This is a genomic window from Aeromicrobium sp., from assembly GCF_050700635.1.
Lineage (GTDB): Bacteria > Actinomycetota > Actinomycetes > Propionibacteriales > Nocardioidaceae > Aeromicrobium.
This window is the reverse complement of the sequence record NZ_JBOHDT010000199.1, coordinates 1-25,330: the sequence shown is the minus strand read 5'-3', so window position 1 is coordinate 25,330 and position 25,330 is coordinate 1. Positions and strand designations below refer to the sequence as shown.

The following is a 25,330-nucleotide window of genomic DNA, read 5'->3' as shown; positions in this document are numbered from 1 at the left end:
CGCATGCCGCCGTCTTCGTGCAGGCGGCGTTCAGAGTAGAGTCGCGATCACGCTAAAGGAGGCGACGTGTTCTATTGGTTCCTCAGGTTCTTGGCGCTAGGTCCGCTGATCAAGCTGATCTTCCGGCCGTGGGCCGAAGGAACCGAGAACGTTCCCAAGGAGGGTGCAGCCATCCTGGCCAGCAACCACCTGTCGTACAGCGACTGGCTGTTCATGCCGGTGGTTATCCCTCGGCGGGTCACGTTCGTGGCCAAGGCCGAGTACTTCGAGACGCCGGGCGTCAAGGGATGGTTCCAGAAGACGTTCTTCTCCGGTGCGGGCCAGGTGCCGATCGACCGCAGCAGCGGCAGCGCCGCGGCCGGAGCCATCGCTGCACAGCTGAAGCTGCTGAACCAGGGTGAGATCTGCGGCATCTACCCCGAGGGCACGCGGTCGCACGACGGCAAGCTGTACCGCGGCCGCACCGGGGTGGCGCGGATCGCGTTGGAGGCGGGCGTGCCGGTGATCCCCGTCGCCGTCATCAACTCCGACGTCATCGCCCCACCCGGCAAGGTGTTCGGCACGTTGGCCCGCCCGGGTGTCCGGTTCGGCAAGCCACTCGACTTCAGCCGCTACGAAGGACTGCAGGACGACCGCTACATCCTGCGCGCCATCACCGACGAGATCATGTACGAGATCATGCGTCTCTCCGGCCAGGAGTACGTCGACCTCTACGCCCAGGACGCCAAGAAGCGGGACCGCGACGCCGAGCGCGAGTCGGCCAGGGTCGCCGCGCGCGCCGAGGCCGACGAGGTCTGGGACGAGATCAAGCCCGACTAGCCAACCGAACAACCAGGAGGACGACACGATGCGAGTCGGCATGCTGACCGGCGGCGGCGACTGCCCCGGGCTGAACGCGGTCATCCGTGGAGCGGTGCGCAAGGGCGTCAAGGCCCACGGTCACGAGTTCGTGGGTTTCCGCGACGGTTGGCGTGGCCCGCTCGAGAACGACACGATGGAGCTCGACGTGACCCAGGTGCGCGGGATCCTGCCGCGCGGTGGCACGATCCTCGGCTCGTCGCGCACCAATCCGTTCGCGATCGACAACGGCGTCGAGCGCATCGAGGAGAACCTCGCCGCGCACGGCTGTGACGCCTTGATCGCCATCGGCGGTGAGGACACGCTCGGGGTCGCCACGAAGCTGGCCGACCTCGGCGTCAACGTCGTCGGAGTTCCCAAGACGATCGACAACGACCTGTCCGGCACCGACTTCACGTTCGGCTTCGACACCGCGGTGAACATCGCCATGGAGGCGATCGACCGTCTGCACACCACCGCCGAGTCGCACCATCGTGCACTCGTCGTGGAGGTGATGGGCCGCCACGCGGGATGGATCGCGCTGCACAGCGGCATGGCCGGCGGAGCGAACATCATCCTGATCCCGGAGCGGCCTTTCGACATCGACAAGGTCTGCGCGCAGGTCGAGAGCCGGTTCGCCACGCACTACTCGCCGATCATCGTCGTCGCCGAGGGGGCCAAGCCGAGGGAAGGCACGATGGAGCTGGTCAGCGGCGAGAAGGACGCGTTCGGTCACGTCCGCCTCGGCGGCATCGGCGACCGGCTGGCCCACGAGATCGAGGCCCGCACCGGCCGTGAGGCCCGCGCCGTCACCCTCGGCCACATCCAGCGCGGCGGCACACCCACGGCGTTCGACCGCTGGCTGGCCACCCGGTTCGGCCTGCACGCGATCCAGGCGGTCACCGACGGCGAGTTCGGCGTGATGGTCGCGTTGCGCGGCACCGACATCGTCCGGGTCCCGCTCGCCGAGGGAACCTCGAAGCTGAAGGTCGTCCGGCCCGAGCTCTACGAAGAGGTCGAGGTCCTGTTCGGCTGACATCGGCCGGTACCCTTGTGCGGTGAGCATCCCCAGTCTCGACGACCTCCATACGATGGGTCCTGCCCAGCAGCCCACGTATGCAGACGTCGCTGCCCGCGACCATGCGGTCGAGAAGCTGCGCCGGATGCCGCCGCTCGTCTTCGCCGGGGAGTGCGACGACCTGCGCGAGCGCCTCGCATCGGTGGCGCGAGGCGAGGCGTTCCTGCTCCAGGGCGGCGACTGCGCCGAGACGTTCGAGGGCGTCACCGCCGAGAACGTGCGCAACAAGCTGCGGGTGCTGCTCTCCATGGCGGTCGTGCTCACCTACGCGGCCAGCGTCCCCGTCGTGAAGGTCGGCCGACTCGCCGGCCAGTACGCCAAGCCGCGCTCGAGCGACACCGAGACGCGCGACGGTGTCACGTTGCCGGCCTACCGGGGCGACGCCGTCAACGGCTTCGACTTCACTGCCGAGGCGCGGACCCACGACCCGCAGCGGCTGGTGGACGTCTACCACGCATCGTCGGCCACGCTGAACCTCGCGCGCGCCTTCACCACTGGCGGCTATGCCGACCTCAGGCAGATGCACGAGTGGAACACCGACTTCGTCAAGCGCAGCCCGGTCGGGGTGAGCTACGAGCGCATCGGCACCGAGATCGACCGCGCGCTCGCCTTCATGGACGCCATCGGCGTCGATCCTGACGAGTTCCACTCGGTCGACTTCTACTCCTCGCACGAGGCGCTGATCCTCGAGTACGAGCACTCGCTCACCCGGATCGACTCTCGAACCGACCGTCCGTACGACGTGTCGGGGCACTTCGTGTGGGTCGGCGAGCGCACGCGTCAGCTCGACGGCGCCCACGTCGAGCTGCTGAGCCACATCTCCAACCCGATCGGCGTCAAGCTGGGCCCCACGTCCACGCCCGACGACGCCATCGCCCTCTACGAGAAGCTCAACCCCGACCGCACACCCGGACGCGTCACGTTCATCACGCGCTTCGGCTCGAGCCGGATCCGCGATCTGTTGCAGCACTTGGTCGAGAAGGTCACCGCCGCCGGAATCGAGGTCGCGTGGGTGTGCGACCCCATGCACGGCAACACCTTCGAAGCCAGCAACGGCTACAAGACGCGCGAGTTCGACGACGTCATCGACGAGGTGCGCGGCTTCTTCGAGGTGCACCGCTCGCTCGGCACCTGGCCCGGTGGCCTGCACGTCGAGCTCACGGGCGACGACGTCACCGAGTGCGTCGGCGGGGGAGCGAAGCTCGCGGCCGCCGACCTCTCCCACCGTTACGAGACGCTGTGCGACCCGCGGCTCAACCGTGAGCAGTCGCTCGAGCTGGCGTTCCTCGTCGCCGAGATGCTCAGCGGCCGCTGAGTCACCTCGTCATTCGGGCTGCACGCGCAGGGTCATCAGCGTGGTGGCCAGCGAGTCGTACTGACCGCAGAGCATCAGGAGCTCGATGGTCTCGGCCTCGTCGAGGTGTGCACGGACACCCGCCCACACGTGATCGTCGATGTCACGGTCCTGCACGAGCTGCGTGACCGCTGCGAGTAGCGCCTTCTCGCGGATGCTCCAGCCGTCCCAACCGGAATCTCCCGTGTGCTCGACCTGTTCGGCGGTGAGGCCGACGCGGCGGCCGATCCGCAGGTGGTGATTGCGCTCGTACTCGCAACCACGCAGGGTCGCGATGTGCAGGATGACCATCTCGGTCTCGCGACGGGGGAGCCGTCCGCCCGGCATCATCCTCGCGCTGTACCAGAGCCAGGCGCGGAAGAGCCCGCGCTGACGCCCGAGCGTGGTGAACACGTTCGGCTTCGGACCGCCGACCACGCGCCCGGCCAGGGTGCTGATGACGTGGTTGACGACGCCGAGCTCGCGCCGGCCGCCGGGAGTGATCCGGGGGGTGGTGGTCATGCGCTCAGGCTAGCGAGGCCCGCTTGGTCAGAACCCGAGGATGGTGACCGTGCTGCCGGGCTTGGCCTTGTCGTCGGAGCCGGGCCGCTGCGCGACGACGGTGAAGTTGCCGTTGCCGAAGGCGCGGGTGTCGAACCCGGCATCCTCGAGGGTCTCCTCTGCATCGTTCCTGCTCTGACCGACGACGTTCGGGACGTCGACCGTCTCTGGGCCGCGCGAGACCTCGAGGGTGATCGTGTCGTCCTTGAAGCCCTTGCCGTCGTCTGGCGACTGGCTGATGACGAGGCCCTTGTCGACGTCGTCGGAGTATTCGCGATCGACCTCTACCTCGAACCCCGCATTCTCCAGGCCTGACGTCGCCTCGGACTCTGGCTCGCCGGTGTAGTCGACGATGTCGATGGGCTTGCGGCCCTTGCTGACCAGGAGATCGACGGCGGTGCCCCGCTTCACCTCCGCCCCGACGTCGAAGTCCGCAGCCCTGATGACATCGCCCTTGTCGATCGTCTCGTTGTAGGCCGTGCTGACGTCGCCGACCTTCAGGTTCAGCTTCTCAAGCGCTCGTTCGGCCTCGTCGAGCGTCCGGTTCTTGAGGTCCGGGATCGCGTAGCGCTCCTTGCCCTTGGAGACGATGCCATCGATCGTGCTGCCCGGCAGGATGCGGTCACCACCGGCGGGGTCGGTGCTGATCACGGTGCCCAGCGGTGCGGTCTCGGAGTACTTGCGGCCGACGACGCTGAACGTGAAGCCGGCATCCGCGGCCTCTTGCTTCGCCTGGGTCTCGGTGCGGTTCACGAGCATCGGGGCATCGACGTAGCGACCGATCCCGACGTACCACCCGAGGGCGACCGCGAGCACGGTGGCGACGATGACGCCGATGAGCATGAACCGGCCGCGGCGGCTTCTCTCCTCGTCCTGGCGGCTCTCGCGGTACTGCTCGACGCTCATGGGCGGGTGGAGCCCACGTTTCGGCGGCTCCTGGTCCGCGTCATCGCCCCATTGGACGGTGTGCTCGGGCGGTCCACCCGTGCCCGCGCGGTCGACCACCTCCGTGGGCGCTTCCGCCCCGTTGGCGCCGGCTCCGACGACCGCTGCGGTGGCGGCGGATGTACCGGCGAGCATCGATCCCGCGGCCAACGCGCCGGCAGGAACCCGAACCTGCTCGGTGTCCTCCTCGACGCCGGCGGGATGGTGATGCACGGGAGTGGGCATCAGGTCGGCGGTGAGATCGGGATCGTCCTCCAGCCCCTCCTCGAGGGCACGTTGCACGAGCCGGACCTGCTGGAGCAGCACGCGCGCATCGGTTGAGCGTTGGTCACGGTCGCGGCAGGTGGCCCGGGCCACGAGCGCGTCGAGGTAGGGCGGGAGCTCCGGCCGTTCCTTCGACGGGGCGCCGATGTCCTCGTGCACGTGCTTGTACGCGACCTGGATGGGTGACTCGCCGGAGTGCGGCTTCTCGCCGGTCAGCATCTCGTAGAGCACCGCGCCGCAGGCGTAGACGTCGGACCGGGCATCCGCACCCTCGTTGACGACGATCTCCGGCGCAAGGTAGGAGATGGTGCCGATGAGCGTGCCACCCGTGGCGGTCGTTGCGGAGCTGACGGCGCGGGCGAGGCCGAAGTCGGCGACCTTCACATCGCCGTCGGGCGTGATCAGCACGTTCTCGGGCTTGATGTCGCGATGGATGAGATGCGCTGCGTGGGCGGCGGACAACGCCACCAAGACCTGCGACAGGAGCTCGAGCGCCCGCGTGGGCTTCATCGGTGCCTCGTCGCGCATGACGTCGCGGAGTGTGCGGCCGGGCACGTACTCCATGACGAGGTAGGTGATCTCGCCGTCGGTTCCCTGGTCGAAGACCGACACGACATTGCGATGGTTCAGCTGGGCCGCGGCCTGGGCCTCGCGCTCGAACCGCTGGGTGAAGGTGCGATCGTCGCCGAGCCCGTGGTGCATGACCTTGACGGCCACCGTGCGACCGAGCCGCTGATCGGTGGCCATGAACACGCTGGCCATGCCGCCGCGCGCAATGCGCTCGCCGACGAGGTACCGGCCGTCGAGAACGCGGCCCACGAGGGCGTCGTCGCCCATCACTGCCACGGGTCCTCCTCGGCCGGAAATTGGGGGGTGGCCTTCTGCCGATTGTAAAGACCCTGACGCAGTCCGGCGCGTCTCCCAGCCATGCGTGTCACAAGTGGCGCATGATGTCGGCCACACAGGAGCCGTTGACTGAGCCCTGCCTTTACCGTGGTTTACGTGACAGCCACCTTCGACTCACTGCTCGCGGGCACGACTTCTTCCGGGCTCTTCGACTGGCGCGGAGCGCCCGACCGCGACCTCGTGGCAGACGCGATCGACGCCGGTTGGTCGGCGTGGCCGCTCGACACGTCCGGCGTCTCGACGCCCGAGGGATTACGACGAGCTCAGATCAGCCTGGGGTCTTCCGCCCTGGTTCGGCGACAGCATCGACGCGTTGTTCGACGTGTTAGGAGAGATGGCTATCGACCCGTGCCTGCTCGTCTGGACGAGTCAGGACACCTCGGGCGGGTCGGGCCCGAGCTCGCCTCCTCCGTCTTGGCGGTGCTGCGCGATGCGGTGGGTCGGGCCGACGCGTTGTCTGTGGTGCTGCACGACGACCAGATCGTCAACGCGACCGACGGGTTGCTGTGAGCAGCAGCGGCTCCAGCACGTCGCGTGACCCCGGCGGCAGGGCGTTGAGCGCTGCGTCGGCCTGACGTTCGAGCCGCTCGATGTCGGCCTCCACGGTGGCCAGGGATCCGGTCCGCTCCACCAGGTCGCGCAGCTCGTCGACACCCCCGGTGGTGCCGAGGGCCCGGGCCAGCAGCTCCCGGTCGATGTCGGTGCCGAGCTCCGCCGCGCGGGCGATCAGCACGGTGCGCTTGCCTTCGCGGAGGTCGTCGCCGGCAGGCTTGCCGGTGACGCCGGGGTCGCCGAAGACCCCCAGGACGTCGTCGCGCAGCTGGAACGCCTCGCCGAGGGGAATGGCGACGTCGGTGAGAGCCGCGATCAGCGCGTCGTCCGCCCCCGCCAGTGCGGCGCCGAGATGCAGCGGCCGTTCGACGGTGTACTTCGCCGACTTGTAGCGCACCACGCGCATCGCCTCCTCGACTCCGACCGACGGCCGGGTCTGGGCGAGCACGTCGAGGTACTGGCCGGCCACGACCTCGGTCTTGCAGAGGTCGAGGAAGCGCAGGGCCTCGCTGGTGCGGGGGAGGCCGCTGGAGCGGAACTGCTCTTCGGCCCACGAGAGCATCAGGTCGCCGAGGAGAACGGCGACGGCCGCGCCGTGCCGCTCTGGATCACCGACCAGCGCCGCGTCGCGGTGCTTGGCCTCGAAGTCGCGATGGACGCTCGGGCGACCGCGCCGCGTGTCGGAGTCGTCCATCAGGTCGTCGTGCACGAGGGCGCTGCCCTGCAGCCACTCGAGGGCCGCAGCAGCGTGAACGAGCCGCGCGTCGTTGGGGTCGCCGCCGGCGACGAGCCAGCCGGCGCGGCAGAACAGGGGACGTAGACGCTTGCCGCCGCGAACGAAATCGACGGCCGCGGAGACGAATTCGTCGAGGTCAGGGCCCAGATCGACGAGCACCCGACGCTGCCTGTCGACGAACTCGGTGAGTGCCGCGTCGACGCGTGTCCGGAATGCGTCATCGGTTGGGGCCGTCACGATCCGGACGATACCGTTGACGGATGGTGGACCCCGACCCTTCCCTCGCCGCGCACCTGCGGGCCGAGCATCCCAGCTTCTCGTTCGAGTTCTTCCCGCCGAAGGACGACGAAGGCGAAGAGGTCCTGTGGCGCACCATCTCCGAGCTCGAACCGTTGGACCCGACGTTCGTGTCGGTCACGTACGGCGCAGGCGGCACCAGCCAGGAGCGCACCGTGCGCATCACCGCGCGCATTGCCGAGCAGACTCAGATGCGGGCCGTCGGCCACCTCACGCTGGTCGCCCAGAGCAAGGGCGAGATCGAGTCCGTGCTCAAGCACTACGCGGCCGCCGGCATCGACCATGTGCTCGCCCTGCGCGGCGACCCCAAGGGCGGACCCCGAGCAGTGTGGGAGCCGACCCTCGATGGCATGGACCATGCGATCGACCTCGTCGAGCTCGCCGGCGACCTGGGCGGGTTCTGCGTCGGCGTGGCCGCGTTCCCCGAAGGACACCCGGACGCCGAGAGCATCCAGGCCGACGCCGACGTGCTCGTCGCCAAGGCGAACGCAGGGGCGGAGTACGCGATCACCCAGCTGTTCTTCCGGCCGTCCGACTACTTCTCGTTGGTCGACCGGGTACAGGCGCTGGGCTGCGACATCCCGATCATCCCGGGAATCATGCCGATCCTGAACTTCGCCCAGGTGGCACGCATGGCCGAGCTCTCCGGCGCAGATCTCCCGCGTGAGGTGCTCGACCAGATCGAGCCGATCGCGGACGACAAGGCCGCCGTGCGTGCCAAGGGCATCGAGCTCGCGACTCAGCTCTGCCGCGACCTGTTGGCCGACGGCGCCCCGGGTCTGCACTTCATCACGCTGAACCGGTCGAAGGCGACTCGCGAGATCTTCGAGACCCTGCAGGCCGAAGGCCGCGTTCGGGACTAGCGCGGTGCAGGTCCGATCGCGTCGGCGATCACGGCGGTGGCGGAGCCGATCTCCTCGATCGTGCCACCCGGATGGGCGTGGGCTCCCGCCATGAACAACGTGCCTCCCAACCGCTGGCCGGCGCCGACACCCGGACGGTCGAACAGCGTCGTCCAGGCCTGCCACGTCCATCCCCAGTGTCCGAGGCGCACGAGCTCGGCGGGGCCGAGGTCGTGCTGTTCCACCACGTGATCCTTGATCCGTATCCCGACACGGGCGAGGGCGATCACCGGATCCTCGGCGTTGTGGTGCGCCAGCGTCCACTGCGGCGAACCGTCACTCCAGACGTGCACGGGCGGGTTGCTGTGGGCGATCAGGTCGAGGGGAAGCTCGGGGGCGTCGTCGGCGAGCGTGATCAGCGTGCGGCTCGCCGGGATGGCCGGCAGGCCCCGTGGTTCGGGAATCGGCGCGGGCAACGTCGGCGCGCACCACACGACGACGTCGGCGTCCAGATGGTCGTCCTGGGTGATCACCCCGCGGACGCGACCCGCGGTCACCTCCAGCTCGTGAGCCAGGGCGCCGGTGCGGACGTCGACCTTCCGCTCCTCGAGACGGGTGACGAGGGCGTCGGCCAGCGCCGGGAGTCCGCCCTCGACCCGCCAACGTCCGAAGCTGCGCTCGACGTAATGCTGCACGGCGACGAACGCCGGTGTCGTGGAGGGGTCGTGTCCGTCGAGTCGCACGTTGTCGAGGACGAGCGACCGCAGCTGGTCGTGGGGTAGGTCCCTTCGCGCGAGGCGGGCCAGCGAGCGACGTACGGCGAGAGCGCGTCGCGTCGACCGGTCGAGGTCGCCACGCTCGTCGAGGAGACGGTCGAGCACCGAGCGGCGCAGGGTGTCCCACTCGTCGGCGAGGCTGTCGACCCACGGTGACCAGCTGTCCTCGCCGAACGCCTCGACAACGGCGTCGTGCTGGTCGCCGCGGTTGCCGAGCGGTAGATCGAGCACCGAGCGGTCGTCGAAGACGTGTCGGCGGCCAGGGGTCAGGACCAGGTCGACGACCCGCTCGATGGGGCGCCCGGACTTGCGAAAGAGGTCCCGCAGCACACCGGGGAGCGTGACCGTGTCCGGACTCAGCTGCCAGGTGACGCCGTCGACCGTGTGGCCGCGAAGCCGTCCGCCGAGCTGGTCACCGGCCTCGAGCAAGATCACGTCGTGGCGGAGCTTGGCCAGCCGCGCGGCCGCTGACATCCCGGCGAAGCCGCCTCCGACCACCACGACCCGCGCCATGGGCGCAGACTACTGCGGACATCATCGGACCGAAGGTGGGGCAGAGTCCGCGGCCGGGGTGCGCCGTTGACGCGACTCGGGGGCCGCTGCCCAGCCGCTGGTGAAGACCAGCAGGAGCAGGTCCGTGACCAGGTCCAGACGGAACCCGCGCCGGTGGCCTCGTCGGTGAGGAGTGGCAGAGTGGCGCCATGGGACCGGTCCGCACCGAGGTGATGTGGCAGTCGGTGCTCGACGCCGTCGAGGCGGTGTCGTCCGCGACCAGCGGTCTTGACGTCCTCGATCTCGGCGGCGGCACCGGCGGAGACGCGGTGCGACTCGCTCGGCTGGGCCACCGGGTCACTGTCGTCGACCCGAGCCCGGACGCGCTCGCGTCTCTGGACCGACGGGCCGCCGAGTCCGACCTGGACACGTCGGCGGGCCACGGATCGGTGACGGGCATCCTCGGCGACACCGCCGACCTCATGGAGCACGTCGCCCCGGCCTCGTTCGACCTCGTCGTGTGTCACGGCGTCCTCGAGCATGTCGACGACCCGGACCAAGCGCTGGCCGCAGCTGCTCAAGCACTCCGCCCGGGTGGATACGTCAGCGTGGTCGTCGCAGGTCGACTCGGTGCGGTGGTCTCGCGGGCCCTGGCCGGCGACTTCGCCGAGGCGACGTCGTTGTTCGAGTCGAACGCCGGCACCTGGGACCTTCGCGCGGCCGGACCGCGTCGTTTCGTGGTCGACGAGGTCACCGCGCTGCTCACGGCACACGGCTTCACCCCCGAGCAGACGAACGCGCTGCGAGTCTTCGCCGATCTGGTCCCGAGCGCCCTGGTCGATGTCGAGCCCGGGGCGCGCGACCGCCTGTTCGCCCTCGAGCGGCTGGTGAGAACTGCTCCAGACCTGACTGCGGTTTCGGGTGGTCTACAGTCGATCGCCCGCCTAGACTTGGGCGCAGCACCGTCCGACCGAGGAGGCCGTCGTGCCACTGTCTGAGGAAGAGGCTCGACTGCTTCACCAGCTCGAGCAGTCGCTGGCAGCTGAGGACCCCGACTTCGCCTCCACGCTGCGTGGCTCCAAGTTCATGGCGCACAACCGCCGGGTCGCGATCCTCGCCGTGCTCGGATTCCTCGGCGGGATCGCACTTCTGTTCGGCGGCGTCGTGCTGGCCATGACATGGGTCGGTGTGCTCGGCTTCGTCGTGATGCTCGGCTCGGCCTACATCTTCGTCACTGCGTGGCGCCGTGGCATCGGACAGGCGGAAGAACGCGACGAAGAGGCACCCCCGCAAAAGCCCTCCGGTTCCTTCGTCGACCGGCTCGAGGAGCGCTGGCAGCGTCGCCAGGACGGCGGCGAGGCCTGAGGCGCCTCCCTCCGTGCACCGACGGGGCCTGACACCCCACTCCGCTCCACCCACACCCATGACCGCTCCGCAGGGGCGGTCTTCTTGTGTGCTCGCCCCAGGTTGGGGCTGTCTTGCCGTCGTCGAGCCAGGGGAGACACTTGCGCGAAATTCGAGCCAATTTGGTGTGGTGGTGGAGAGTTGTGGAGTACGGTGGGGCGAAATGGAGTGACTGGTGGCTGATGGGGGTCGGCCACGTGAGTGAGGAGGAGCGGGGTGAGCCTGGATGTCAACAACTTCTTCGGCACCTACACGCCGCGCCTGGACGACAAGTTCAGGCTGTTCCTCCCGGCGAAGTTCCGGCCGCGACTCGAACGCGGCGTCGTCCTCATGCGGGGCCAGGAGCACTGCGTCTTTGGTTGGACGCCTGAGGCGTACTCGGCCTTCGCCGATCGGATGCGCGACATGCCGTTCACGAACCGCGAGGCCCGCAACTTCGTCCGCATGGTCTCCGCAGGCACCGAGGAGGTCGTGCCGGACAAGCAAGGGCGCATCTCCATCCCGCCGGTCCTTCGCGCGTGGGCATCACTCGAGCGCGAGGTCACGGTCATCGGTGCGATGGATCGCATCGAGATCTGGGACTCCGTCGCCTGGGCGGAGTTCATCGAGAGCCAGGAGGAGTCCTTCGCCGACATGTCCGACGAGGTGATGCCCGGCCTGCACTGACTCTTCTTCCTGACCTTCCCTCCCTGACCAGCCGAAACCAACCAACCCACCAACGAGCTCCGTGTGGCTCGATACCCGTCCGTCTGGACCTGACATCACTTCCCCGGTGTCAGACCCGTACGGACGGGATTCCGGCCCCACGGTGACCCACGCCGAGAGCACCGCACGAACCAGGAGCGAGCATGACGGACACGAGGCGCGTTCGGCACGACGTCGCCGACGCCGCCGTGCTCATGGCGAGGCTCGGATGACTGGGTCATCGGGTGGGGCGAGCCACGTTCCGGTCCTCCTCGAGCGGGTCCTCGACCTCCTCGCACCGTCGCTCACCCACGAGCGTCCCGTCGTCGTCGACGCCACGCTGGGGCTGGGCGGGCACTCCGAGGCGATGCTCACCCGATTCGACGACCTCCACGTCATCGGCATCGACCGGGACTCCGAGGCGCTGGCCCAGGCCGGCCGACGGCTCGAGCCGTTCGGTGAGCGCATCACGCTCGTGCACGCGGTCTACGACGAGATGGCCGACGTCGTGCGCGGCGTCGGTACTCGAGCCGGGTTCGAAGCCGTGTCAGGCGTGCTCTTCGACCTCGGCGTCTCATCGATGCAGCTCGACCGCACCGAACGGGGCTTCTCCTACGCCCACGACGCGCCACTCGACATGCGGATGAACCCCGGCGAGGGTCCGACGGCGGCCGACGTCCTCAACACCTACGCGGCCGCCGACCTGGCCCGCTTGCTGTTCGAGTACGGAGACGAGCGCTTTGCGCGTCGCATCGCCGCAGCCGTCGTCGCGGCGCGGGCCGACGAACCCTTCACGTCCAGCGCCCGTCTGGTCGATCTCGTGCGGTCGTCGATCCCCGCTGCCGCACGACGCACGGGCGGCAACCCAGCCAAGCGCACGTTCCAGGCCCTGCGCATCGAGGTCAACGACGAGCTGGGCGGGTACAAGCGAGCCCTGCCCGCCGCGCTCCGCGTCGTCGAGCCGGGCGGGCGGGTCGTCGTGCTGGCCTACCACTCGCTGGAGGACCGGCTGACAAAGCGGGCGTTCGCGAAGGTCACGACGTCCGACGTCCCGCGCGACGTGCCGTTCGTTCCCGAGGGCCGCGAACCCGCGTTCCGCCTGCTGACTCGCGGAGCAGAGCGGGCGTCCGACGACGAGGTCGCCGCCAACCCCCGGGCGCGGTCGGTCCGCCTCCGCGCCGTCGAGCGGATCGCAGCATGAATGCGCTGCCGCACATCGCCGCGCCGAGGCTGCGCCCGCAGAAGGCCCTGCCACGCAACCGCGCCCTCCGGTTGGTCGCGCCGGTCAGCAGCCGGGCTCGAAGGGCACCGTTCGTCGGCGTGGTGCTGACACTGGTCGGCCTGGGGCTCGTGGGTCTCATCCTGATGAGCACCGTGCTTCAGGGGCAGTCGTTCGAGATCGCCAGACTCTCCGCCGAGGTCGAGGCTCTCGAGGTCCGGGAGCAGGCCCTCTCGCGTGAGGTTGATCGCATGCAGAGCCCGTCGAACATCGCCTCGCGGGCCCTGTGGCTCGGCATGGTGCCGAACGCCAACCCGGTGTTCCTGCGACTGTCCGACGGCGAGGTCGTCGGCAAGGCCAAGCCGGCCCCGGCGCGCACGAACATCAAGCAGGTCACACGATGACGCGCCAGCGCCTGTCGCGCCGCCGGACGCGAGCCTGCCTCGCGTTCGTCGTCATCTGCTTCAGCGTCTTCGGCCTGCGCCTGTTCCAGATCCAGGGGCTCGACACCAAGGCGTACGCGGCGATGGCAGTCGAAGCCGGAACGGCGCGCACCAGCGTTCCGGCCCCGCGGGGCGAGATCCTCGACCGCAATGGCAAGGGGCTCGCCACCAGCGTCGACGGCATGACGGTCACCGCAGACCCGAGCATGACGACGAAGAACGCCCCCCGGATCGCCCGGATCCTCGTCCAGAAGCTCGGCCCGGAGCGGGTTGACTACTTCGAGACGATCGACAAGCTGCGCAAGCCGGGCTCGAGGTTCGTCTATCTCGAGAAGGGCGTGCCCGCGTGGCCGGCGAAGAAGGCGGTCGCCGCAGTGCAGGAGGCCGGGTTCACCGGGGTGTTCACCGAGAAGGAGTCCCTGCGCACGTATCCGGGCGGCCAGCTCGCGGCCAACCTGATCGGCTTCGTCGACGGCAGCGGCAAGGGCGTCCAGGGAATGGAGCAGCAATACGACGAGACGCTGACCGGTCAAGACGGCTCGAGCACGTACGAGGTGTCACCCAGCGGGCAGCGCATCCCGATGGCCGACAGCACCGTCAAGGAGATGACGCCCGGCGGCGACGTTCACTCGACCATCGACCGCGACCTGCAGTGGTATTCCGACCAGCGGCTCGCCGACGCCGTGCGGACGTCGCGCTCGGAATGGGGACTGGCCGTCACGATGGACGTTCGCACCGGTCAGGTCGTCCAGATGTCCCAGGCGCCCACGTACGACGCGGATCGCAAGGCCGGCATGCAGAGGGCCAACGTCATCTCGCGTGCCGTGGAGAACGTGTACGAGCCCGGCTCGGTCATGAAGTCGATCACGATGGCGGCGCTGGCGGACCAGGGCAAGGTCACGCCACAGACGCCCATCGTGGTGCCGTCCGGCATGACCATCGACAAGTTCAAGATCGGCGACTACTGGAAGCACGGCGTGCTCCACCTCACCGCCGCCGGCGTCATCGCGAAGTCGTCGAACCTCGGCACGATCGTGGCCTCGCAGCAGATGAGCGACGAGCGGATGTACCAGTACTTCCGCAAGTTCGGCTTCGGCACCAAGTCCGGGATCGAGCTGCCCGGCGAGTCGCAAGGCATCCTCAAACCGGGCCGGGAGTGGAGCAAGGCCAACCACGCGACGATCGCGTTCGGCCAGGGCGTCTCCATCACGGCGATGCAGATGGTGCGGGCCGTGGGCGCGATCGCGAACGGCGGGGTGATGGTCGACCCCACGGTCGTCGACGGGTTCGTGTCCCCGGACGGCGAGCGCACCGACGCCGAGCCGACCAAGTCGCGACGGGTCGTCTCGAAGAAGGCGGCATCGATGGTGACGCGCATGATGGAGGCCGTCACCGCGAAGAACGGCACCGCTCCCGCCGCGAAGATCCCCGGCTACCGTGTCGCCGGCAAGACCGGCACGGCATGGCGGGTCAACCCGCTCACCGGCCGGTACGTCCGGGGGCAGAACACCGTGTCGTTCGTCGGTTTCGCGCCGGCCGACAAGCCGCGCTTCGTCACCTACATCGTCCTCGACCGGCCATACTCGAACGCGGGCGGTGGCTCGACGGCCGGACCGGTGTTCCACGACATCATGTCGATGGCGCTCGAGCGATTCGGCGTCGCGCCCACCGGTTCGAAGTCACCGAAGGTGCGCCATAGCTGGTGACCCTGGCGGTCTGGATAAGGTCGAGATCGTGGTCGACGTGATGCGGGTGAGGCCGAAGGACGCTCCTCGTCACACTCTCGCCGAAGTGGCCGCCCATCTCGGAGTGGTCGGGGGAGACGGCCCAGAGCTATCGGGGACTGTGCTCACCGGCATCAGTCTCAACACCGCCCACACCGTGCCGGGAGACCTTTACGCGGCGCTGCCAGGGTCGCGATCCCACGGGGCCGACCACGCGGCCGCAGCCCTGGACGCAGGCGCGGTGGCCGTGCTCACGGACGCCGATGGAGCTTCGCGGGTGGAACCGCTCGATGTGCCGACCCTGGTCGTCGAGGAACCCCGCGCCCTGGTGGCCGACCTCAGCGCGTGGTTCCACGGTCACCCGGCGGGCGCATTCTCGACCATCGGGATCACGGGCACGCAGGGCAAGACCACCTCCACGTACCTCGCCGAGGCGGCGCTCGGGGCTCGACGCTCGGCGGTGGTCGGCACGATCGGCACCCGCATCGCTGGTGTACCGGCGTCGTCGTCACTGACCACCCCCGAGGCTCCTGCACTGCAGGCTCTGTTCGCCGTGATGCGAGAGGAAGCCGTCGAGGTCTGCGTCATGGAGGTCTCAAGCCACGCGATGGTGCAGGGAAGGGTCGACGGCTTTGCGTTCGATGTGGCCGTGTTCCTCAACCTCGGCCGCGACCACCTCGACTTCCACCGCAATCTCGACGAGTACTTCCTCGCCAAGGCGGCCCTTTTCACGTCCGACCACGCGCGCCACGCCGTCATCAACGTGGACGACGCTCATGGCCGGCGCCTGCTGGATCTGACCCGCCTGCCGGTCACGACGTTCTCGACGGAGGGCCGGGTCGCCGACTGGCGTGCCGCGAACATCCGTCCGCACCGGCTCGGCACCGACCTCCACGTGCTGGGCCCGACGGGGGAGGAGCTTGAGCTGTCGGTGCCGCTGCCCGGTGTCTTCAACGTCTCGAACGCGCTCGCGGTCATCGCGGCGCTCACGACCGCGGGCCTCGACCCGGCCGAGCTCGCCGCCGGCATCGCCGCGAGCACGGGGGTCCCGGGCCGGATGGAGCGCATCGAGTCGGGTCAGGAGTTCACTGCGATCGTCGACTACGCGCACAAGCCCGACGCCGTCATCGCCGTGCTCACCGCACTGCGACCGGTGACGCCGGGACGGTTGATCATCGTGATCGGCGCCGGGGGCGACCGCGACCACGGCAAGCGTCCGATCATGGGTGAGGCTGCGGCGCTGCACGCCGACCTCGTGGTCGTCACCGACGACAACCCGCGCAGCGAGAACCCGGCCGCCATCCGCGCCGACCTGATCTCGGGTGCGTCCGCCGGGCCGGGCGTCGTCATCGAGGTGGCCGGCCGCCACGACGCCATCGCCCACGCGGTGGCGGTCGCCCACCGGGGCGACACCGTGGTCGTTGCGGGCAAGGGACACGAGCAGGGCCAGGAGGTCGACGGCGTGGTGCACCCCTTTGACGACCGCACCGTGCTCCGCGAGCTCATCGAGGCGCGCACATGATCGCGATGTCGCTCGCCGAGATCGCGGCCGTCGTGGGCGGGCAGGCTCATGGTGATGCGCACGTCACGGCGCCGGCGTCGCTCGACTCGCGTGCCGTCGAGCCCGGCGGCCTGTTCGTCGCGCTGGCAGGAGAGCAGGTCGACGGTCACGACTACGTCGGGCCGGCGATCGCGGCCGGGGCCGCCGCTGCTCTCACCTCACGCCAGGTGGACGACGCGCCGGCCGTCGTGGTCGACGACGTCACCGTCGCGCTCGGACTGCTTGCGCGCCACGTCCTCGACCAGGTCGGTCCGACCGTCATCGCGATCACCGGCTCGCAGGGCAAGACGGGCGTCAAGGACATGCTGGCGCAGCTGCTGATGAACGCGGCTCCGACCGTCGCGACCGCCGGCAACCTCAACAACGAGCTCGGTGTGCCGCTCACCCTCCTGCGGATGGACGAGTCGACCCGCTTCCTCGTCGTCGAGATGGGCGCTCGCGGCATCGGCCACATCGCCCGGCTGTGCGAGATCGCTCCACCCGACATCGCGATCGTGCTCAACGTCGGCCGCGCCCACCTCGGCGAGTTCGGCTCGGTCGAGAACATCGCGACGGCCAAGGGCGAGCTGGTCGAGGCGCTCCGGCCGGGAGGCACCGCCGTCCTGAACGCTGACGACGCCATGGTCGTGCCGATGGCCGAGCGGACTCCAGGTCGGGTGGTCTGGTTCGGTCGACAGGCGAGGCGCATGGAGGACGTCGAGATCGTCGACGTCGCCATGACGCCGAGCGGGGAGCCGGACGTCACGCTGGCCTGGAACGACGAGGTGGACACGTTCCACGTGCCGCTGCTCGGCGAGCACCAGGCGGCCAATCTCGCTGCCGCACTGTGCACCGTGCACGCGCTCGGGCTCGTCGACTCCACCTTGCCCCTGGCCGACCTCGACTCCGCGAGTCCCATGCGGATGGAGCGGCACGTGCGTCCGGACGGGCTGGTGGTGGTCGACGACAGCTACAACGCCAACCCGGACTCGATGGCCGCAGCCCTGCACGCACTGGCCGGGCTCGGCGAGGGACGACGCGTCGCCGTCCTCGGCGAGATGCTCGAGCTCGGCGGCGGCAGTCTCGACGCGCACGTCGACGTGGGGCGGCTCGCGGCCGAGCTGGGGGTCGACCGCGTCGTCGCAGTCGGTGCAGGTGCGGCAGGCATCGCCGAGGGCGCAGGGGAGCGAGGCACGGCGGTCGCGGACGTCGACGAGGCGGTGCGCGTCCTCTCTGCGTGGCTGACTCCGACCGACGTCGTCCTTGTGAAAGCATCGAGAAGCGTCCGGCTCGAACGGGTCACTGAGGCGTTGCTCGACCGCTGACGGCATACTCGACCAAGGCTTCCCAGCCCCGTCCGGACCGAGGAAAGGATCCGCAGCTCGATGTTGGCCATCCTGATCGCGGGCGCATTCGCGCTTCTCGGCACGCTGATCGGCACACGCTTCGCGATCAGGGTGCTGGTGCGGCGGGGGTACGGCCAGCTCATTCGGGACGACGGTCCCACGGCCCATCACACCAAGCGCGGCACACCGACGATGGGTGGCCTCGTGATCATCGTCTCGGTCCTGGTGGCCTACGCGCTGGCCAAGCTGGCCACCGGGTTCACGTCTTACGGGAGCGATCCCCCCAGCGCGTCCGCGATCCTGCTGCTGTTCCTGTTCTGCGGACTCGGCGCGATCGGCTTCCTCGACGACTACATCAAGATCTCCAAGCAACGCAGCCTCGGCCTGCGCAGCAAGACGAAGTTCATCGGGCAGGTCGTCGTCGGTCTGGCGTTCGCGATCACGGCGATCATGTGGGGGGACGACTCCGGCCGCACCGTCATCACCCACGCCATCTCCTTCACCCGCGACTTCGAGGGCTGGGAGCTGCCTACCGTCCTTCTCATGGTGTGGGTGCTGGTCCTCATCGCAGGCACGTCGAACGGGGTCAACCTCACCGACGGGCTTGACGGCCTCGCCACCGGAGCCGCCACGATGGTCTTCGGCGCCTATGTGTTCATCAACATCTGGCAGAACAATCAGAACTGCCTATACAACCCCGGTCCGAAGTGCTACGAGGTCCGCGACCCACTCGACCTTGCCGTGGTGGCGTCCGCGCTCACCGGAGCGTGCTTCGGCTTCCTGTGGTGGAACGCGTCGCCGGCCAAGATCTTCATGGGCGACACCGGGTCGCTCAGCCTGGGCGGCGCCATGGCCGGGTTCGCCCTGATGACCCGCACCGAGCTGCTGCTCATCGTCGTCGGCGGCCTGTTCGTCGCCATCACGGCCTCGGTCATCCTCCAGGTGGCTTACTTCAAGTTCTCCAACGGCAAGCGCATCTTCCGGATGGCGCCGTTACAACACCACTTCGAGCTGGTCGGCTGGGACGAGATCACCATCGTGGTCCGGTTCTGGATCATCGGAGGGCTGTGCGTCATCACCGCGCTCGGCATCTTCTACTGGGAGTGGGTCACCGGCGGCGTATGACCACCCCGATGAACTTGGCTGCGCTCGGACGGGAGTCGTCCTGGGAGGGCGTGCGGGCCGTTGTCTGCGGGTTCGGCGTGAGCGGTTTCGCGGCCGCCGACGCGCTGGTCCACCTCGGTGCGGATGTCACGGTCGTGGACGAGAGAGTCCCCGACGACACCGACAAGGCGCAGCTGCTCGAGTTCCTCGGGGCGGACCTCCGGCTCGGTCCCGGCTCGACGGAGGTGCTGCCCGAGCCGGTCGATCTCGTCGTCACATCGCCCGGTTGGCCACCGACCGCACCGCTGCTCGTCGAGGCCGCCCGGCGCGGCGTGCCGGTATGGGGCGAGGTCGAGCTGGCGTGGCGCCTGCGCGGTGACGACCCGGCGCCGTGGCTGTGCGTCACCGGTACGAACGGCAAGACCACGACCGTGCAGATGCTCGACGCGATGCTGTCGGCCGAGGGCCTGCGGTCCCTCGCGGTCGGCAACGTCGGCACGCCGGTGATCGAGGCGGTGATGGATCCCGACGGTGCCGACATCCTCGCGGTCGAGCTGTCGAGCTACCAGCTCCACTGGAGCTCGTCGCTGGCGGCGGAGTCGGCTGCCGTGCTCAACGTCGCCCCGGACCACCTCGACTGGCACGGCTCGACCGAGGCCTACGCCGCCGCCAAGGGCCGCATCTACCAGAACGTCCGGCGAGCCTGCGTCTACAACGTACAGGACCCCCGGACGGAGCAGCTGGTGCGCGAGGCCGACGTCGCCGAGGGTGCTCGCGCGGTCGGTTTCACTCTCGAGCTCCCGGCTCCCGGCATGCTCGGGCTCGTCGACGACGTGCTCGCCGACCGCGCGTTCGTGGACGACCAGCAGAAGAGTGCCGCCGAGCTCGGTTCGGTTGCGGACCTGCACCGCCCGGCGCCCCACGTCGTGGCGAACGCCCTCGCTGCGGCCGCACTTGCCCGGGCGCACGGGGTGAGCCCGCGCGCCGTCCGCGACGGGCTGCGGTCGTTCCGAGCCGGCCCGCACCGCATCACCGTGGTCGCCGAGATCGGCGGGGTGCGCTACGTCGACGACTCCAAGGCCACCAACCCGCATGCCGCCCTCGCCTCCCTTCATGGGGTCGACTCGGCCGTCTGGATCGCCGGCGGACTGGCCAAGGGCGCGAGGTTCGACGAGCTCGTGGAGTCGGCCCGCGACCGGTTGCATGGTGCCGTGCTCATCGGCACCGACCGCGCAGTCGTGGCCGAGGCGTTGAGGCGACACGCGCCGGATGTGCCGATCGTCGAGGTCCTGACCGGCGAAGATGACCTCATGGATCGTGTCGTGGGTTCCGCGACGCAGATGGCACGGCCGGGGGACACTGTGCTGCTGGCCCCGGGATGCGCGTCCATGGACCAGTTCCGCGACTACGAAGCTCGCGGTGACGCCTTCGCCGAGGCGGTCCGACGCCTCGACGAACGATCCTGAAGGGCGGCGCGGAATGAGCACCACAGCCTCCCGTCGGCCACCCGGCCGCCCGGCGATCGTCGAGGCCACCCGCCGCACCCTCGATCGTCCGCTCGCGTCCTACCAGCTCGTGCTCGGCACGTCCGGGCTGCTGCTCGGTCTCGGCCTGATCATGGTCCTGAGCGCCAGTTCCGTGTACGCCTATCACCGCTTCGACAACTCCTTCGCCGTCATCGAACGGCAGGGGTTGTTCGCCGTGGCCGGCGTGATCGGAGCGGTCATCGCCGCCCGGATGCCGCTGTCGTTGTTGCGCAAGCTGATCCGGCCGTTCCTCATCGTCTCGGTGCTGCTGATCGCCGCCACCTTCATTCCCGGCGTCGGCATGGAGATCAACGGCAACCGCAACTGGCTCCCGCTTCCCGGCTCGCTCCAGCTGCAGCCCTCCGAGTTCGCGAAGCTGGCGATCGTGCTGTGGATCGCCGACCTCTACGCGCGTCGCCAGCGGCGGTTGGGCTCGGTGAAGTCGATCATCATCCCGATGGTGCCGGTCTCGTGCGGGGTCGCGGCACTCGTGGTCGGCCAGCGCGACCTCGGCACCGCGCTGGTCCTGTTCGCCGTCATCGTCGGCATGCTCTGGGTCGTCGGTCTGCCCGGAAAGCCCATGGGAGCGGTAGTGGCGGCGTTCGCGGTGGTGTGCGTGTTCTTCGTGGCCATCGAGCAGGAACGCGTCACTCGCATGCTGAGCTTCCTCAACCCGTTGGCCGATCCCGACAGGGCCGGCTACCAGTCCATCCACGGCATGATGGGGTTCGCCCGCGGCGGGTTCTGGGGCGTGGGTCTGGGCGGCAGCCGGCAGAAGTGGGGGGCCCTGCCCGAGGCGCACACCGACTTCATCCTGGCCGTCATCGGTGAGGAGCTCGGACTCGTCGGCAGCATCGTCGTGCTCGTGCTGTTCGCCCTGTTCGCCGTCGCCGGTATCCGCACCGCCACCCGTTCGGGCGATGCCTTCGTGCGCCACACCGCCGCGGGCATCGTCATCTGGATCATGTCCCAGGCGATCATCAACATCGGCATGGTTCTGGGTCTGCTTCCCGTGATCGGCATCCCGCTGCCGTTGCTGTCGTACGGCGGGTCGAGCCTGCTCGTCACGCTCGTGTCGTGCGGCATCCTGCTCAACTGCGCCACCACCGAGCCCGGAGCCCGTCGAGCCCTCGAGGCCGGCAAGACCCGCCGCCAGCGGCGCGCCGCGGCCAGGAAGCGCTAGCAGGGTGCGTCTCCCCATCCGCGCGACGCGAATCGCGACCCCGCATCCCGACCGGCGGCGTTCTCGTCGGTCTCCGCACTACCCGGTGCGCTTCCCTCCGCCCCCTACTCGCTTCGCTCGTGGGGGGACCCCCAAGCCTTACCGCCGGATCGGGCGCGGATGCCGCGCTCGCTTCCCGCGCGGATGGGGAGACACACCCTGATGCGCGCCCTCCTTGCCGGCGGAGGCACCGCGGGTCACACGTCGCCGATGCTCGCCACCGCCACGGTCCTGCGTGAGCGGGACGTCGAGATCACCTGTCTCGGCACGCCACGGGGTCTCGAGGTCACCTTGGTGCCGGAGGCCGGGTTCCCCCTCGAGCTGGTGCCGCCCGTGCCGCTTCCACGCCGACCCGGCAAGGCACTGGCCCAGTTGCCGGTCAAGCTGGCCAAGGCCGCTCGTGCCGCCGGCGACGTCTTCGACCGGGTCCAGCCTGACGTCGTGGTCGGCTTCGGAGGCTACGTCTCGGTACCCGCCTACCTCGTGGCCAGGCGCCGGCACGTGCCCATCGTGGTGCACGAGGGAAACGCGATCCCCGGCATCGCCAACAAGCTGGGGGCGCGGTTCACCGAGCACGTCGCCACCAGCTTTCCCGGCACCGACCTCCCGCACGCCACCTACCTCGGCCTGCCCATCCGCCGGCAGATCTCCAGTCTCGACCGCGCTGCCGTTCGCGACGAGGCGCGGCAGTACTTCGGTCTCGAGCCGGACCGGCCGACCCTCCTCGTCACCGGTGGGTCACAGGGGGCCCGACGCATCAACCTGGCGATGGCCGCCTCGGCTCACGACCTCGCCGATGCCGGCGTCCAGGTCCTGCATGCGGCCGGACGCCCCGAGGAGGTCGTGATCGACAGTCGCCCCGGTGATCCTCCGTATGTCGTGGAGCGGTTCATCGACCGCATCGACCTCGCGTACGCCGCCGCCGACCTGATCGTGTGTCGTGCCGGGGCGAACACGGTCACCGAGGTCGCTGCGGTGGGTCTGCCGGCCGCCTTCGTGCCGCTCCCGATCGGCAACGGCGAGCAGGCCCACAACGCACATCCGGTCGTCCGGGCCGGGGGAGCGCTGCTCATCGACGACGATGCCCTGACACCCACGTGGATCGACCGGGTCCTCGCGCCGCTGGTCACTGATCCGGCGAGACTGGCCACGATGTCGGCGGCCGCCTCCGATCTCGTGCCTCGTGACGCCGACGTCCGCCTCGCCGACATGGTCGTGGACGCGGTCAATGGCGGCTCTCCGCCGCGGGGCAGATGAAGATCCCGATCCCGGACCAGATCCCCCCGGTCGACCGGCTCGGACGCGTCCATCTCATCGGCATCGGTGGTGCCGGCCTGTCCGCGATCGCCCGGCTCATGTCGCAGCAGGGCGTCGAGGTCAGTGGCAGCGACGCCATCGACTCCCCGGTGCTGGAGGCGCTGCGGGGCGAAGGTATCACGTGCTTCGTCGGCCACGCGGCAGAGCAGCTCGCGAACGTCGACACGGTCATCGCGTCCACGGCCGTACGGGAGGACAATCCCGAGATCGTCGAGGCGCTGCGTCGCGGCCTACGGGTGTGGCCGCGCTCGGCCGGGCTCCGCTCCGTGATGGAGGGGCGGCGCACGGTCGCCGTCGCCGGCACCCACGGCAAGACCACCACCACGGCGATGCTCACGTGCGCCTTGGTCGCGGCCGGGGCCGAGCCGTCGTTCGCGATCGGCGCTGAGGTCGCCGGGCTGGGCACCAACGCGCGCATCGGCGCCGGTGACGTGCTCGTCGCCGAGGCCGACGAGAGCGATGGCGCCTTCCTCGTCTACGAACCCGAGGGAGCGCTCGTCACCAACGTCGACGCCGACCATCTCGACGTCTGGGGCACCGAGGAGGCCTACGCCCGGGCCTTCGCCGACTTCATGCGCACCATCGGGAGATTCGTCGTACTGGGCGTCGACGACACAGGCGCCCGCGGGCTGATCGACGTGGCCGAGGAGCTCGGACTGCAGGTCGTCACCACGGGTCTCGCCGAGGACGCCGCGATCCGGGCCACCGACGTGCGCGTGGAGCAGGACGGCACGACGTTCTCGGTCCTGCGCGACGGTCGGCCCCTGGTCGACGTCACCCTCGCCGTGCCGGGCGCCCACTACGCCCAGGACGCCCTTCTCGCGCTCGCCACCGGGCTCGTGCTCGGCCATGACCCCGAGGCGCTGGCCGACGGCCTCTCGACCTACGCCGGTGCGCAACGCCGCATGGAGCACCTCGGCGATGCCGCGGGGGTGCGTGTCTACGACTCCTACGCGCACCACCCGACCGAGATCCGGGCCGACCTTGCAGCCGCCCGCGCGCTCGCCGGCGACGGCCGGCTGGTCGTCGCCTACCAGCCGCATCTCGTCAGCCGCACCCGGCTGTTCGGTGCCGCGATGGGCCGAGAGCTCTCGGCCGCGGACCGGGTGGTCGTGGCCGATCTCTACCTCGCCCGCGAGGATCCCGACCCGGCAGTCACGTCGCGACTCGTGGTCGACGCGGTCGACGGCCCGAAGGCCACCACCGGAGGACCGGTCAAGGATCTGGCCGAGGTGTTGGTTACCGAGCTGCGTCCGGGCGACCTGCTGCTGACCCTCGGCGCCGGCGACATCACCACCGTGGGCCCGCGAGTCCTCGCCGCGTTGGTGGGGCGATGAGCGAGCAGCGGTTCGCCGAGCGCCGCCGGTCCGAGAAATGGCGTCGGGTGCGCCGCGTCTTCCTGGTGCTCCTCGGTGTCGGTGTCGTCGGGGGACTGGTCTGGGTGATCTGGTTCTCCAGCGCGCTCGCCGTCGACCGGGTCCAGGTCGAGGGCACCACGACGCTCAAGCCGACGGACATCCGTTCGCAGGCCGCCGTCAGGCTCGGTCGTCCACTGGCTCGCGTCGACACGGTCGCGATCGAGTCGAAGGTGGCGGCCATGGCGCGCATCGACCGGGTCGACGTCTCCCGGCGTTGGCCGAGCACGATCCGGATCGAGGTCGTGGAGCGCAAGCCGGTCGCCTGGGTGATGTCGGGGATATCCATCCGCATGCTCGACCGTTACGGCGTCGACTTCCGCACGGTGCGCTCGGAGCCCAAGAACCTCGTCGAGGTGCGGGTCGAGACGATCAGCGCGCGCAAGCGACAGCAGTCCCTCGAGAGCAGCACGGCAGTCATCGACGTGCTGCGCACCGGCGATCCCGGACTGCTGAAGCAGGTGCAGTACGTGCGGGTGAGCTCCAAGGACTCGGTGCAGCTGGTTCTCGGCAAGAACCGCACGGTCACGTGGGGGAGTGCGGCCAAGGGCGAGCAGAAGCTTCAGGTCGTGCGTTCGTTGCTGAAGATCAAGGCGACCGACTACGACGTCAGCGCCCCCGAGCAGCCGACCACACGGCGCTAGCCTCGATGTTTCGTGAGCCGTGCTGAGCGGTGACCTCGGTCGGCCGTTGTGTGACTGGGTGTGCTGGACGTGGGTGTCTCCCGGCGCTGTGTTCGCCGGTTCTCCGGTGTCCTCGGTCGTGGT

At 69.4% G+C, this 25,330-nt stretch carries 23 protein-coding genes; 19 read left to right on the top strand and 4 right to left on the bottom strand.

From position 1 onward, the window contains the following. The first annotated feature begins 66 nt into the window (after positions 1-66). The 3 genes from ACRDPN_RS15545 to ACRDPN_RS15535 are packed head-to-tail and all read left to right on the top strand — an operon-like array spanning position 67 to position 3,230. Positions 67-819, top strand: a complete 753-nt coding sequence (locus ACRDPN_RS15545; RefSeq protein WP_431449586.1) for a lysophospholipid acyltransferase family protein — start codon at positions 67-69, stop codon at positions 817-819. A gap of 28 nt (positions 820-847) precedes the next feature. After that, positions 848-1,873 (top strand): 6-phosphofructokinase, encoded by a 1,026-nt coding sequence (locus tag ACRDPN_RS15540; protein ID WP_431449585.1) that lies wholly within the window; start codon positions 848-850, stop codon positions 1,871-1,873. 55 nt (positions 1,874-1,928) lie between these two features. Continuing rightward, positions 1,929-3,230 carry a class II 3-deoxy-7-phosphoheptulonate synthase gene (locus tag ACRDPN_RS15535; protein ID WP_431449639.1) on the top strand — a complete coding sequence of 434 codons (1,302 nt, stop codon included), beginning with the start codon at positions 1,929-1,931 and terminating at the stop codon, positions 3,228-3,230. Positions 3,231-3,239: 9 nt separating this feature from the next. Here the strand turns inward: ACRDPN_RS15535 and ACRDPN_RS15530 are convergent, their stop codons facing one another. Further along, entirely contained in the window at positions 3,240-3,770 is a 531-nt protein-coding gene (locus tag ACRDPN_RS15530) for a carboxymuconolactone decarboxylase family protein (protein WP_431449584.1), read from the bottom strand. Between the two features lie 27 nt (positions 3,771-3,797). Then, positions 3,798-5,855, bottom strand: coding sequence for a Stk1 family PASTA domain-containing Ser/Thr kinase (gene pknB / locus ACRDPN_RS15525; protein WP_431449638.1), 2,058 nt, complete (start codon positions 5,853-5,855; stop codon positions 3,798-3,800). A gap of 373 nt (positions 5,856-6,228) precedes the next feature. On the opposite strand from pknB, the gene ACRDPN_RS15520 reads away from it, so the two are divergent. Further along, positions 6,229-6,462: a hypothetical protein gene (locus ACRDPN_RS15520; protein WP_431449637.1), complete on the top strand. Its 234-nt coding sequence runs from the start codon at positions 6,229-6,231 to the stop codon at positions 6,460-6,462. Here the strand turns inward: ACRDPN_RS15520 and ACRDPN_RS15515 are convergent. Next, positions 6,409-7,449, bottom strand: a complete 1,041-nt coding sequence (locus ACRDPN_RS15515) for a polyprenyl synthetase family protein (RefSeq protein ID WP_431449583.1) — start codon at positions 7,447-7,449, stop codon at positions 6,409-6,411. The two genes, ACRDPN_RS15520 and ACRDPN_RS15515, sit on opposite strands and share 54 nt — an antisense overlap. A gap of 23 nt (positions 7,450-7,472) precedes the next feature. Between ACRDPN_RS15515 and metF the strand changes: the two genes are divergently transcribed. Beyond that, positions 7,473-8,372, top strand: coding sequence for a methylenetetrahydrofolate reductase [NAD(P)H] (metF, locus tag ACRDPN_RS15510; protein ID WP_431449582.1), 900 nt, complete (start codon positions 7,473-7,475; stop codon positions 8,370-8,372). Here metF and ACRDPN_RS15505 read toward each other — a convergent pair. Next, positions 8,369-9,640 (bottom strand): phytoene desaturase family protein, encoded by a 1,272-nt coding sequence (locus ACRDPN_RS15505; RefSeq protein ID WP_431449581.1) that lies wholly within the window; start codon positions 9,638-9,640, stop codon positions 8,369-8,371. The two genes, metF and ACRDPN_RS15505, sit on opposite strands and share 4 nt — an antisense overlap. A gap of 188 nt (positions 9,641-9,828) precedes the next feature. Here ACRDPN_RS15505 and ACRDPN_RS15500 point away from each other — a divergent pair, with 188 nt between their 5' ends. From ACRDPN_RS15500 to ACRDPN_RS15435, 14 genes are all read left to right on the top strand, one after another. Next, positions 9,829-10,617 carry a class I SAM-dependent methyltransferase gene (locus ACRDPN_RS15500; RefSeq protein ID WP_431449580.1) on the top strand — a complete coding sequence of 263 codons (789 nt, stop codon included), beginning with the start codon at positions 9,829-9,831 and terminating at the stop codon, positions 10,615-10,617. Further along, complete coding sequence (locus ACRDPN_RS15495) at positions 10,604-10,984, top strand: DUF3040 domain-containing protein (RefSeq protein ID WP_431449579.1); 381 nt, start codon at positions 10,604-10,606, stop codon at positions 10,982-10,984. The genes ACRDPN_RS15500 and ACRDPN_RS15495 overlap by 14 nt, the downstream gene beginning before the upstream one ends. Before the next feature lie 255 nt (positions 10,985-11,239). Then, positions 11,240-11,689: a division/cell wall cluster transcriptional repressor MraZ gene (gene mraZ, locus ACRDPN_RS15490; RefSeq protein ID WP_431449578.1), complete on the top strand. Its 450-nt coding sequence runs from the start codon at positions 11,240-11,242 to the stop codon at positions 11,687-11,689. Between the two features lie 247 nt (positions 11,690-11,936). Then, positions 11,937-12,908 (top strand): 16S rRNA (cytosine(1402)-N(4))-methyltransferase RsmH, encoded by a 972-nt coding sequence (gene rsmH / locus ACRDPN_RS15485; RefSeq protein WP_431449577.1) that lies wholly within the window; start codon positions 11,937-11,939, stop codon positions 12,906-12,908. After that, positions 12,905-13,330: a hypothetical protein gene (locus tag ACRDPN_RS15480; RefSeq protein WP_431449576.1), complete on the top strand. Its 426-nt coding sequence runs from the start codon at positions 12,905-12,907 to the stop codon at positions 13,328-13,330. Before rsmH ends, ACRDPN_RS15480 begins: the two co-directional genes overlap by 4 nt. After that, positions 13,327-15,075, top strand: coding sequence for a peptidoglycan D,D-transpeptidase FtsI family protein (locus ACRDPN_RS15475; RefSeq protein WP_431449575.1), 1,749 nt, complete (start codon positions 13,327-13,329; stop codon positions 15,073-15,075). The genes ACRDPN_RS15480 and ACRDPN_RS15475 overlap by 4 nt, the downstream gene beginning before the upstream one ends. Positions 15,076-15,103: 28 nt before the next feature. Further along, positions 15,104-16,615, top strand: coding sequence for a UDP-N-acetylmuramoyl-L-alanyl-D-glutamate--2,6-diaminopimelate ligase (locus tag ACRDPN_RS15470; RefSeq protein WP_431449574.1), 1,512 nt, complete (start codon positions 15,104-15,106; stop codon positions 16,613-16,615). Beyond that, positions 16,612-17,958 (top strand): UDP-N-acetylmuramoyl-tripeptide--D-alanyl-D-alanine ligase, encoded by a 1,347-nt coding sequence (locus tag ACRDPN_RS15465; protein ID WP_431449573.1) that lies wholly within the window; start codon positions 16,612-16,614, stop codon positions 17,956-17,958. The genes ACRDPN_RS15470 and ACRDPN_RS15465 overlap by 4 nt, the downstream gene beginning before the upstream one ends. 60 nt (positions 17,959-18,018) lie before the next feature. After that, complete coding sequence (gene mraY, locus ACRDPN_RS15460; protein WP_431449572.1) at positions 18,019-19,104, top strand: phospho-N-acetylmuramoyl-pentapeptide-transferase; 1,086 nt, start codon at positions 18,019-18,021, stop codon at positions 19,102-19,104. Positions 19,105-19,112: 8 nt separating this feature from the next. Continuing rightward, positions 19,113-20,549: a UDP-N-acetylmuramoyl-L-alanine--D-glutamate ligase gene (gene murD, locus ACRDPN_RS15455; protein ID WP_431449571.1), complete on the top strand. Its 1,437-nt coding sequence runs from the start codon at positions 19,113-19,115 to the stop codon at positions 20,547-20,549. A gap of 13 nt (positions 20,550-20,562) precedes the next feature. Next, positions 20,563-21,792 (top strand): putative lipid II flippase FtsW, encoded by a 1,230-nt coding sequence (gene ftsW / locus ACRDPN_RS15450; protein ID WP_431449570.1) that lies wholly within the window; start codon positions 20,563-20,565, stop codon positions 21,790-21,792. Positions 21,793-21,993: 201 nt separating this feature from the next. Beyond that, positions 21,994-23,088, top strand: a complete 1,095-nt coding sequence (gene murG / locus ACRDPN_RS15445) for an undecaprenyldiphospho-muramoylpentapeptide beta-N-acetylglucosaminyltransferase (RefSeq protein ID WP_431449569.1) — start codon at positions 21,994-21,996, stop codon at positions 23,086-23,088. After that, the gene (gene murC, locus ACRDPN_RS15440) at positions 23,085-24,485 is read left to right on the top strand and encodes a UDP-N-acetylmuramate--L-alanine ligase (RefSeq protein WP_431449568.1); all 1,401 of its coding nucleotides are present in this window, start codon (positions 23,085-23,087) and stop codon (positions 24,483-24,485) included. Before murG ends, murC begins: the two co-directional genes overlap by 4 nt. Beyond that, positions 24,482-25,207, top strand: coding sequence for a cell division protein FtsQ/DivIB (locus ACRDPN_RS15435; protein ID WP_431449567.1), 726 nt, complete (start codon positions 24,482-24,484; stop codon positions 25,205-25,207). The genes murC and ACRDPN_RS15435 overlap by 4 nt, the downstream gene beginning before the upstream one ends. Positions 25,208-25,330 lie beyond the last annotated feature (123 nt).